Origin of the sequence: Kitasatospora sp. DSM 101779, assembly GCF_025655475.1 — a bacterium.
Taxonomy (GTDB): Bacteria; Actinomycetota; Actinomycetes; order Streptomycetales; family Streptomycetaceae; genus Kitasatospora.
Genome location: NZ_JAHTIK010000001.1, coordinates 4445707 through 4456086 on the forward strand (window position 1 = coordinate 4445707; position 10380 = coordinate 4456086).

Below are 10380 nucleotides of genomic sequence, written 5' to 3' on the forward strand. Positions count from 1 at the left end.
CTCCAGGCGGCCGGCGCGGTCGCCGTCACCGCCGCCGTCCTCGGCGTCGTCCGGGGCCTCCCGGAGGAGACCGCCCCGCCGCCGCCACCCGTCCCCTCGGTCTCCGTGCCCGGCCCGCAGACCGTCGCCCTCGACGCGCCGGCGCCCTCGCCCTCCACGGCGGCGCCCAGCCCGTCCCCGTCGCCCTCGGCGAGCCCGAGCCCCACGCCGCGCAGCGCGGAGAAGCAGCTCGTCGACCTGATCAACGCCGAGCGGGCGAAGCGCGGCTGCCGCGGGCTGCGCATCGACGCCAAGCTGCACACCGCCGCCCAGCGGCACTCCGAGGACATGGCGGCACGCCGATACTTCGACCACGACGACCCGGCCGGCCGCGGCCCGGAGAGCCGGATCGACGCCGCCGGCTACCAGTGGCGCGCCTGGGGCGAGAACATCGACCAGCGCCGGAAGGCCCCCGCCGACGTCTTCGACGACTGGATGGACGACTCGTACCACCAGCAGAACATGCTGGACTGCCGCTACCTCGACGCCGCCGTCGGCACGGCCCCCGACCCGGCCGGCGGTCTGCTGTGGACCCTGGACGTCGGCACCCCGGTCTGACCCGTCGTCGGCACCCCGGCCTGACCCGTCGTCGGGCGCGGCCTGACCCGTCGTCCCGGCGCGGCCCGGAGGGGTGTCAGCCGCGCCGGGCGGAGGTCCAGCCCTGCCGGTGCAGGCGCTCGACGCCGTCCAGGAGCAGGTCGAGGGCGAACTCGAACTCGAACTGGTCGTCGCAGCCGCCGCCGACCACCGACCCGTCGTCGTGCGCGGCACCGGCCGTGGCGATCGCGACGACGTGCGGGTAGCGGGCCGCCGCCTCGCGCAGGACGGCGGCCCGGACCTCCGGGTCGTCGGACGGCGGGGGAGCGGCGGACAGCTCCTGGGTGAAGCCCCAGACCCGGCTGCCCAGCGCGTGCATCGCGTGGTGGGTGAGGTCGGCGGAGAGGCCGCCGGCCAGGAAGGTCCCGATCACCGAGTCGAGGTACCCGAGGGTGCCCGGCGTCGGGCCGGGCCGTGACTCCACCACCCGCGAGGCCCACGGGTGGCGCAGCAGTGCCCGCCGGGTGGCGAGGATGCGTTCGCGGACGGCGTCCTTCCAGCCGGCGCCCTCGGCCGGAGCCCCGATCTCGCCGACGATGACGTCGACCATGCCGTCGAGGAGTTGCTCCTTGTTGGCCACGTGCTTGTAGAGCGCCATCGGGACGACCCCGAGCTCCTGGGCGAGGCTGCGCATGCTCAGCGCCTCGATGCCGGCCCGGTCCGCGAGTGCCACGGCGGTGCGCAGCACCCGGTCCCTGTTCAGCGGGGTCCGCCGACCGCCGTCCGTCTGCCGGCTCATCTCCGACCGCCTCTCCTCCGCCCGCGCGGGCCCGGACACCCCTTGACTGGTGTACGGCGTACACCCTACCGTTCCCGAGCGAGGTGTACGCCGTACACCCCGGTCGGTGCCGCGCTGCCGCGACCCCGGCCGTTCGTCGACCAAGGAGTCCCGGTGGAACCGTCGAGAAAGCTCGCGAGGGCGGCAGGCCTCTGCTACTTCGCCACCCACATCACCTCGATCGGCGGGCTCGCCCTCTACGGGCCCGTCCTGAACGACCCCGACTACGTCCTCGGCGCGGGCGCGGACGGACCGGTCCTGCTCGGCGCCCTGCTCGAAGTGCTGCTGGCCCTGGGCATCGTCGGCACCGCCGTCACCCTGTACCCGGTCACCAGGCGCCACAACGAGGCCGTCGCGGCCGGCTACACCGCCCTGCGCGTCCTGGAGGCCGCCGTCATCGCGGTCGGCATCGTCAGCCTGCTCGCCGTGGTGACCCTGCGCCGGCACGGCGCGGACGGCGCGGACCCGGCCGCACTCGCCACCACCGCCCGCGCCCTGGTGGCCGTCCACGACTGGACGTTCCTGCTCGGCCCCAACTTCGTGTGCGGCGCCAACACCCTGCTGGCCGCGTACCTGATGTACCGCTCCCGGCTGGTGCCGCGCGTCGTCGCCGTCCTCGGCCTGGTCGGCGGCCCGCTGATCTTCGCCTCGGCCGTCGCCGTGCTCTTCGGCGTCTACGGCCAGGTCTCCGCCTGGGGCGCCCTCGCCGCCGTGCCGGTCTTCGCCTGGGAACTCGCCCTCGCCACCTGCCTGGTGACCCGCGGCTTCGACCGGGCGGCCGTGGCGGCGCCGGCCGCCGCCTGAACCGCCGCTTTCCGGCCAATCGCAGCCGGCCCGGCCCGCGGGTCGGTCGCTGCGAGCGGCCGGCCCGGACCGCGTCTCCCACCGGCGGGAACGCGGGACCCCCGTCGGGCGCCGGGCCCTTCGAAGCCCGGAATTCCCGATGACCTCCTCCCGTGCGGACGGCGGGGAGCCGGACCCGGCGGCGGCGCGAAGATCGGTACTCGGTTGCCCCGAGGGGCATCGCCACCGCGACTGACCTGCTGAACGGTGCCGCCGATCCCACTGCCGGCCGTTCCGGCCGAGTGCGGGCCGCCGGGGTGGCGGGGGCCGCATGCCGGCGCCATGCGCGGGGCGGAAGTAGGCGTGAACACGTCATTCAGCGACAGGATCGGCCGATCACTGCTGTCGCGCACGCCACACGCGTGGCTAGTGTCCGCCCGGTACCGGCGCCCGCCGGTCGATCGGTTCGTGTGCAAGGGGGAAATGGGCATGGGCGCAGGACAGCGTGCGGCCGGTCTGGCCGCTGCGGCGGTGATGGCGGCCGGCGTCGGGCTCGTCGGCTTCGCCGGACCGGCGGCAGCCGTGTCGACCACCTGCTACGTGGGGAACGTCTGCCTCTACGACGACTCGTACTTCAACGGAAGCACCTGGTACCGGAGCGCCTCCCCGGGGACGTACAACCTCACCGGATTCAACGACCGCACCTCCTCGTGGATCAACAACTCCTGGACGTACGACGCCAAGTGGTTCTGGGGAGCGAACGCCAGCGGCGGCAGCGAGTGCATGAACCCCAACTCCAGTAACGGGTACGTTGGTTGGTACAACAACGACGAGGCGAGCTCGGTCCGCGTCTACACGGACGACCTCGCCTGCTGACGCGCCCGCACGGTGCGGCCCGGATCCTGCGCCCGCCGCGGGAACCGGGCCGCGGCACAGCGACCACCCGAGGGGAATCCTGCGTGTCCGTAGTGCAGTTCGAGGCCGTCGGCCGGACCTTCCGGTCGGGCGGGGCCGAGGTCCGCGCCCTCGCCGGCGTGAACCTGCAGGCAGAACGGGGAGAACTGGTCGCCGTCATGGGCGCCAGCGGCTCCGGCAAGACGACGCTGCTCAGCATCGCCGGCGGCCTCGACCGCGCCGACAGCGGCCGGGTCCGCGTCCTCGGCGAGGACCTGGGGCGGCTCTCCGAACGGCAGTTGGCCCGCATGCGGCTGACCGCCGTCGGCTTCGTCTTCCAGGAGCTCAACCTCCTGGCCGAGTTGACGCTGGAGGAGAACGTCGCACTCCCGCTGGAGGGCGCCGGGACGGGCCGGCGGGCCGCGCGGTCCGCCGCCCGGGAGGCCCTCGCTCGGGTCGGCCTCGACGGCACGGGCGGGCGGTTCCCCGACGAGGTCTCCGGAGGCCAGCAGCAGCGGGCGGCGATCGCCCGCGCCGTCGTCGGGGACCGGCGCCTCGTCCTGGCCGACGAGCCCACCGGATCGCTGGACTCGGAGACCGGCGTCGAGATCATGAAACTGCTGCGGCAGCTCTGCGACAACGGCACCACCGTGCTGCTCAGCACGCACAACCCGGCCAACGCCGACTTCGCGGACCGCGTCGTGCACCTGCGGGACGGCGCGCTCGAACGGATCGAGGAACAGACCGCGCGCGCCGCCGGCGAGGACGTCCGGTGAACCAAAGCCGCCTCCCGATCGACCTCCGGGTCGCCTGGTCGGTCGTGATCGGCACGGGCCGCCGCCGCGCCATGCTGCTCCTGCTCTTCGCCGCCCCCGTCCTGCTCGCCACCGCCGCCGCCGCCGTGGTGGACACGCTCAACCTCTCGCCGCAGCAGCTCGCCACAGCCGCCATGGCCCGGGCCGACCTCCAGATCGACCGGACCGAGCCGGGCCCGGCACCCGCCGACCTGTCCGCCGTCCTCGGGCCCCTGCCCGCCGGCACCACGGCCGTTCCGTACTACAAGGCGCCCGAGGTCCCCGTCGTCGTCGGCGGCCTCACCAGGTACGCCGCCTACCGGGAGAGCGACTGGACGGCGGCGGCCACGCACGACTGGCTGCGGACGAGGGCCGGGCGACTGCCGGCCGGCCCGGCGGAGGCCGCCGTCTCCGGGCACCTCGCCACCGCGCACCACCTGGACATCGGCGACCGCCTGCGCTTCCGCGGTTCGGACACCCCGGCCGTGGTCGTCGGCCTGGTCGAGGACCCGACCGCCCACGACGCCGAGTTCGTGGCCGGCGGACCAGGCCTCTTCGAGACCTGGGCGGACCCCGCCCGCGCGGCCGAATCGGGCGTCACCCGGGGCTGGCTGGTGACCGGCCCGGGAGCGGCGGCCGGGATCGGCCCGCGGGCCGCCCACCTGCACCTCGCCGTCCGGTCCAGGCCCCAGGTCGCCGCGGCCGCCCGGACACTGCTGGCGGCCCAGCCCGGACTCGTCGCCCTTCCCGGCCTGCTGCTCGTGCTCGCAGGGTCCGCCGCGGCCTTCGGCATCCGGATGCGCCGCCTGCAGCGGCAGTTCGGCCTGCTGTCCGCCGTCGGGTTCGACGGCGCGCGGCTGGTCCGGCTGGCCCGGGCCGCGGGCCTGCTGGCGGCCGCCGCGGGCGGATCCGCCGGCGTGGTCCTCGGGACGGCCCTCGGCGCGGCCGTCCGGCCGGCGGTCCGCGCGGTCGTCCGCCGCGACCTGGCACCGGTGGACCTCGCCTCCCCGCGCCCCCTGCTCCTGCTGGCCGCGACCGTGCTCTGCGGCGCGCTCGGCATCTGGCTGCCGGCGCGGCTCGCAGCCGGGCAGACCGTCCGCCGGCGGCTGAGCCGCGTCCCCACCGACACCGCGGGACGGCGCCGCAGGCGGTCGGCGGCGGCCTGCGCCGTGCTGGCGGCGGTCGCGATCGCCGGCGGGACCGCCACCGGATCGAGCACCCCCGGGGTGGTCGGCGGCGTCGCCCTCCTCGTCGCCACCGTGCTGCTGGTGCCCGACCTCCTGCTGCTGCTCGGCCGGGCCGCCGGACCACTCGGACCGGGACTGCGGTTCGGCCTCCGCGACCTGGCCAGGGATCGCCGCCGCCCGACCGCGGCGGTCGTCTTCGGCGTGGTCACCGTCGCCTTCGCCGCCTCCACCGCCGTCTTCGTCGGCAGCAACGCGGCCAGGGACGCCCGCGAGTACGCCGGCTCGCGGCACCCGGGACAGATCGAGGTGGTGCTGCGGGACGCACCTCCGTCCGCCGCCGTCGAGGCCGCGGTGCGCCGGGTCGTCGGCGCGCAGGCCTCCGTCGTCCCGGTCCAGGGCGTGTACGCCGCGGACCGCCCGGCCGCCGACGCGCCGTCACGACTCGCCCTGCCCAAGGTCGCCCTGCTCGCACAGTCGCCGCAGTCCGCCAACCCCCACGGAACCCTGCAGATCGTGGACACGGCGGCGGACTTCCGCGCACTCACCCTGCGGGACTGGACGGCCGAGGAGGCCGCCGCCCTGACGGCCGGAAAGATCGTGGTGTTCGACCCGGGCTTCGTCCGGGCCGGTCACGCCGCGCTGGCCTTCGAACCGAAGCCGGGCACCGCGGGCCGGCCGCCGGTCACCGCCCCGGCCCGACCCGGCGCCGCCGTGGACCGGACCACGCGCAACCGCGCGACCGGGGTGCTCACCGGCGCCGCCGCCCGGGCCCTCGGCCTCTTCCCCGTCACCACGACCTACCTCGCCACCCCGGGGGACGGGCTGCCCCGGGACATCGAGAGCCGGCTCGGCACCGCCCTCGAACCCCTCGGGATCCCCGCCACCGCCCTGCGGATCGAGCGGCCCCGCACCCCGCCCGTCCCCGCCCGGTGGAACGTCATGACGGCGATCGCGGGCGCGGCGGTCCTGATCGTGACCCTTCTCGCGGTCTCCGCCTCCACCCAGGAACTGCGGCCCCGACTGCGGCTGCTCCACGTCATCGGCTTCGGCGGCCGCACCCAGCGAGTGGTCTCCGCGACGCAGGCGGCGGTCATCACCACGCTCTCGCTCGGCTGCGGACTCCTCACCGGCCTCGTCCTGGCCGGAGCCCAGCTCTGGCCGAAGGGCACCGCACTCGTCGTCCCCTGGCCCTCCCTCACCGCCGCCACCCTCGCCCTGGTCGCCGCCGCCGCACTCGCCGGCTACCTGGTCAGGCCCGCTGCCACCCGCACCCGCCGCCGGTCCACCCGCTAGCGGCACCGACCGTCCGACCCGGGGCGCACCACGACGAAGGCCCGGTCGGGGGCAAGGCCCGGCCGAGCGGGCGCCCCGGCTCCGGCCGCTGCCTGACAGAGCATCCGCCTGACGATAATTCCGAGTCGACAGCGGAACGTTCCACTACGATCCTCCGCGGCCCGGTGGTCCGTGCACGTGAGAGTGCCCCATCGCGGCGTTTCTCCGGGAGGACCTTCCTTGACCATGTTCCTGGCCGCACCCATCCGTACGGCCGTCACTTCGCTGGGAGCGTTCGCCCTGGCACTGATCGCGGCTGCGCCCGCGGGTGCGGCGACCGCGGCGCCGACGACGCCCACCGACCTCTTCAACAGCAGCAGGCACTGCTCGACCGATGCGGCCTCGCCCGTCCACCTGGGGGCAACCGGTGGAATCGGGCTCGGCGCCGTCCCGCACGTCACCGACTCCGCGGGCGTCCCCCGTGTCACCACTCAGTTCCGGATCTGGCCGGTCGCCGACCCGGCACAGGTCACCGTCCTGTCCGACACGCTCGCGATCCCGGACTGGGAGCGGTCGGTGGTCGTGCCCGCGACCGCACTGGCCGACGGCGGGACGTACGCCTGGCAGGCCCAGACGGCGTACGGAGGCCAGTCCTCGGACTGGTCGGCCGCCTGCTACCTCACCGTCGACAGCACCCCGCCCTCGAAGGCGCCGGCGGTCACCTCGCCGAACTACCCGCAGGGCCAGTGGGACCGGCCCGGAGCCCCGGTCCGGTTCAACCTCGACGCCAACGGCGTCGAGGACGTCGCCGGCTTCGTGGTCTCCTGGCAGAGCACGTTCCCCGTGCCGGTGACGGACATCGGCGGGCACGGCATTCCGCAGCCGGTGGATCCCTACACCGCGTACCCCTCGACCTACGTGCGCGCCGACCGGCTCGGCGGTTCGGCCTCGGTGGAACTCGTACCTCCGACCGCCTCCGGGCCGATGACCTTCTACGTCGCGAGCCTGGACCGCGCCTTCAACCGGTCCCCCTCCGCCGAGTACGCGTTCTACGTGCTCTCGGCCGCTCCCGAGATCAAGCCGGTGGTCGCGCCGAAGTTCGACCACCCGACGCCCTTCAGGATCACGCCCGCGGCGGATCTTCAGGCCGTCAGCCCCGTGGTCGAGTACTCCGTCACCGTCCAGGGCGGCCAGGACGACCGGACGATCAAGGTCCCGGCCAAGGAGGACGGCACGGCCGAGATCACCCTCCGGCTGACCGGCACCACCGCCAACTTCCTGCACGTGACCGCCACCAGCGCGAACGGCTGGGTCAGCAACGAGGGGGTGTGGAGCGCCGCGATCGACACCACCCCGACCGTGAAATCGGACGTCTACCCCGAGAACGGCTCCGGCGGAGGGGCGGGCGTCAGCGGCACCTTCACCTTCCTGCCGAAGGTCAAGGGAGTCGTGAGCTACACCTACTCCGTCAACTGGGGCGAACCCGTCACGGTGGATGCCGACGGCAAGGGCAGGGCCACCGTCCACTGGGTCCCGGACCACAGCGACACGTACGTGTTGGAGGTCTGGGCGACCACCAGGGACGGACTCGTCCTTGCGCCGTACGACTACTACTTCACCGTGAACTGACCCACGCGCACCTCCGCGCGGCACACGAGGCCCCGACCGCCGGCGCGGTCGGGGCCTTCCGTCCGCGCCGACGGGCCGAGATCCGGGACCGCGACACACCGCTGACGGTCCGGTGGTCGACCCGGGCTACACGGGCATCACTCCACGGATGCGGGAGATGGTGAACACGCGTTCGTCGTTCCGCAGGTGGCACCAGGCGTAGAGGTGGGCAGCATCCAGGTCGATCCGGTTGAGCGTGCGGACGGTCGCGCTGCCCGAGGCGGCGACGTACTCGATCGTGATCGCCAGGCCGGCGTCGACGGCGTGGGCCAGCTGGCGGACGTCGGTGAACGACAGGTTGCACGCGTGTCCGGCGATGATCTCCTCGGTGTCGGTGCTGTAGGCGCGGCCGTCCCAGGGGTCAGGGCCCCGAGGGCGAGCGCGCCGAGCAGTTGCGCCTCGCGGATCACGGCGGCGAACGGCATGACGTCCTGGGGGAGCTCGTCGACGAGCGGATGGTGCCACACGATCAGCGGCCCCAGGTCCCCCAGGTCCGTGGCGCCTTCGGGCACCCGCTCCGGCCGGTCAACCGGACCCGCAGCAACGACGAAGGCCCCGACCGGAAACCGGTCGGGGCCTTGCGTTTGCCCTGGCGGGCGGAGGCGGAGGATACGAGATTCGAACTCGTGAGGGGTTGCCCCCAACACGCTTTCCAAGCGTGCGCCCTAGGCCTCTAGGCGAATCCTCCGTGGGAGAGCTTAGTACATGTCGAGGGGTGCTCGCGAACCGCTATCCCGCAGGTGGCCGTGCGCGGTCGCCTGCGGATCTCAGACGGGGTGGGGTGGGCCACCTCGGGCCCGCGATCCGCTACTCTTGGGGCAGCCCCTCGTGTGGCGTCATCTCTCTGAACCCCCCCAGGGCCGGAAGGCAGCAAGGGTAGGAGGGCTCTGGCGGGTGCACGAGGGGTCCTTGCGTTTGCGGGCGGCCCCGGGCCGTGCCGAGGGAGGCCGCGTTTGTCGGCCCGTCCCGATATCGTCGGTGGCGTGTCCCTAGCCCTGTACCGCCGCTACCGCCCCGAGACCTTCGCGGAGGTCATCGGGCAGGAGCACGTGACCGCCCCGCTCCAGCAGGCCCTGCGCAACAACCGGGTCAACCACGCGTACCTGTTCAGCGGGCCGCGCGGCTGTGGCAAGACCACCAGCGCCCGCATCCTGGCGCGCTGCCTGAACTGCGAGCAGGGCCCGACGCCGACGCCGTGCGGCGAGTGCCAGTCCTGCCGTGACCTGGCGACCGGCGGCCCCGGCTCGATCGACGTGATCGAGATCGACGCCGCCTCGCACGGCGGCGTCGACGACGCGCGCGAGCTGCGCGAGCGGGCCTTCTTCGCGCCGGTGCACAGCCGGTACAAGATCTTCATCCTGGACGAGGCGCACATGGTGACCTCGGCCGGCTTCAACGCCCTGCTGAAGGTCGTGGAGGAGCCGCCGGAGCACCTCAAGTTCATCTTCGCGACCACCGAGCCGGAGAAGGTGATCGGGACGATCCGGTCCCGCACCCACCACTACCCCTTCCGCCTGGTGCCGCCCGGCACCCTGCGCGACTACCTGGCCGAGGTCTGCGGCCGCGAGGGCATCCAGGTGGAGGACTCCGTCTTCCCGCTGGTCGTCCGGGCCGGTGCCGGCTCCGTCCGTGACTCGATGTCGGTGATGGACCAGCTGCTGGCCGGCGCCGGCGACGCCGGTGTGACGTACCAGATGGCCACCGCGCTGCTCGGCTACACGGACTCCGCGCTGCTCGACGAGGTCGTGGACGCCTTCGCCGCGCACGACGGTGCGACGGTCTTCCAGGTCGTCGACCGGGTGGTCGAGGGCGGCCACGACCCCCGCCGTTTCGTGACCGACCTGCTGGAGCGGCTGCGCGACCTGGTGATCCTCGCCACAGTGCCGGACGCCGGCGAGAAGGGTCTGATCGACGCCCCGGCCGACCGGATCGCCGTCATGCAGGCGCAGGCGGACCGCTTCGGTGCGGCGGAACTCAGCCGCGCCGCCGACATCGTCAACACCGGTCTCACCGAGATGCGCGGCAATGCCGCCCCCCGCCTCCAGCTGGAGCTGATCTGCGCCCGGGTGATGCTGCCCGGCGCGTACAGCGACGAGCTCTCGTTGCAGGCCCGGCTGGACAAGCTGGAACGGCGCGCCACGGTCGGCGGCTTCCCGGCGGCCGGTGTCCAGGTGCCCGGCGTCCAGATGCCCGGTGTCCAGGCGCCTGCGGCGCACATGCCCGCTGCACAGGTCCCCGCTGCACAGGTACCCGGCGCGCCGGTGCCCGCGCCGGAGATGCCGGCCGCGCCCGCCGTGCCGCCGCCCGACCCGCAGCAGCCCGCCGGCCAGGCCCCGGCCGCACAGGCTGTGGCACCCGCCCCGGCTGC

General features: G+C 74.2%; 9 protein-coding genes, 1 tRNA gene and 1 other RNA gene. 8 read left to right on the plus strand and 3 right to left on the minus strand.

What is annotated here, in order from left to right:
- On the plus strand, window positions 1-597 hold a 597-nt coding region (locus KSNIM_RS20270), incomplete at its 5' end, for a CAP domain-containing protein (protein WP_263104617.1).
- 76 nt (window positions 598-673) lie between these two features.
- On the opposite strand, the gene KSNIM_RS20275 is transcribed toward KSNIM_RS20270, so the two are convergent.
- Window positions 674-1375, minus strand: a complete 702-nt coding sequence (locus tag KSNIM_RS20275) for a TetR/AcrR family transcriptional regulator C-terminal domain-containing protein (RefSeq protein ID WP_263104618.1) — start codon at window positions 1373-1375, stop codon at window positions 674-676.
- Window positions 1376-1528: 153 nt separating this feature from the next.
- Here KSNIM_RS20275 and KSNIM_RS20280 point away from each other — a divergent pair, with 153 nt between their 5' ends.
- From KSNIM_RS20280 to KSNIM_RS20300, 5 genes are all read left to right on the plus strand, one after another.
- Entirely contained in the window at window positions 1529-2218 is a 690-nt protein-coding gene (locus tag KSNIM_RS20280) for a DUF4386 domain-containing protein (protein WP_263104619.1), read from the plus strand.
- A 468-nt stretch (window positions 2219-2686) separates the two neighbouring features.
- A complete protein-coding gene (locus KSNIM_RS20285; RefSeq protein ID WP_263104620.1) occupies window positions 2687-3073 on the plus strand; it encodes a peptidase inhibitor family I36 protein in 387 nt (128 codons plus the stop codon).
- 83 nt (window positions 3074-3156) lie between these two features.
- A complete protein-coding gene (locus tag KSNIM_RS20290; protein WP_263104621.1) occupies window positions 3157-3867 on the plus strand; it encodes an ABC transporter ATP-binding protein in 711 nt (236 codons plus the stop codon).
- Window positions 3864-6365 (plus strand): hypothetical protein, encoded by a 2502-nt coding sequence (locus KSNIM_RS20295; RefSeq protein ID WP_263104622.1) that lies wholly within the window; start codon window positions 3864-3866, stop codon window positions 6363-6365. Before KSNIM_RS20290 ends, KSNIM_RS20295 begins: the two co-directional genes overlap by 4 nt.
- Window positions 6366-6590: 225 nt before the next feature.
- Entirely contained in the window at window positions 6591-7973 is a 1383-nt protein-coding gene (locus KSNIM_RS20300; protein WP_263108033.1) for a hypothetical protein, read from the plus strand.
- Window positions 7974-8099: 126 nt separating this feature from the next.
- Here KSNIM_RS20300 and KSNIM_RS20305 read toward each other — a convergent pair whose 3' ends face one another.
- Both KSNIM_RS20305 and KSNIM_RS20310 read right to left on the minus strand, forming a co-directional pair.
- Complete coding sequence (locus KSNIM_RS20305; RefSeq protein ID WP_263104623.1) at window positions 8100-8477, minus strand: WYL domain-containing protein; 378 nt, start codon at window positions 8475-8477, stop codon at window positions 8100-8102.
- Window positions 8478-8615: 138 nt separating this feature from the next.
- Window positions 8616-8700 (minus strand) — tRNA-Ser (locus KSNIM_RS20310).
- Window positions 8701-8832: 132 nt separating this feature from the next.
- Between KSNIM_RS20310 and ffs the strand changes: the two genes are divergently transcribed.
- Window positions 8833-8923: signal recognition particle sRNA small type (gene ffs / locus KSNIM_RS20315), an RNA gene on the plus strand.
- A 72-nt stretch (window positions 8924-8995) separates the two neighbouring features.
- Window positions 8996-10380, plus strand: a 1385-nt coding sequence (locus KSNIM_RS20320; RefSeq protein ID WP_263104624.1) for a DNA polymerase III subunit gamma and tau, incomplete at its 3' end; no start/stop codon positions are given.

What these genes read in the sequence shown, in the direction of transcription:
- KSNIM_RS20275 (WP_263104618.1), bottom strand. Translation starts at nt 1,375, where the DNA reads ATGAGCCGGCAGACGGACGGCGGTCGGCGGACCCCGCTGAACAGGGAC.
- KSNIM_RS20285 (WP_263104620.1), top strand. Translation starts at nt 2,687, where the DNA reads ATGGGCGCAGGACAGCGTGCGGCCGGTCTGGCCGCTGCGGCGGTGATG.
- KSNIM_RS20300 (WP_263108033.1), top strand. Translation starts at nt 6,591, where the DNA reads ATGTTCCTGGCCGCACCCATCCGTACGGCCGTCACTTCGCTGGGAGCG.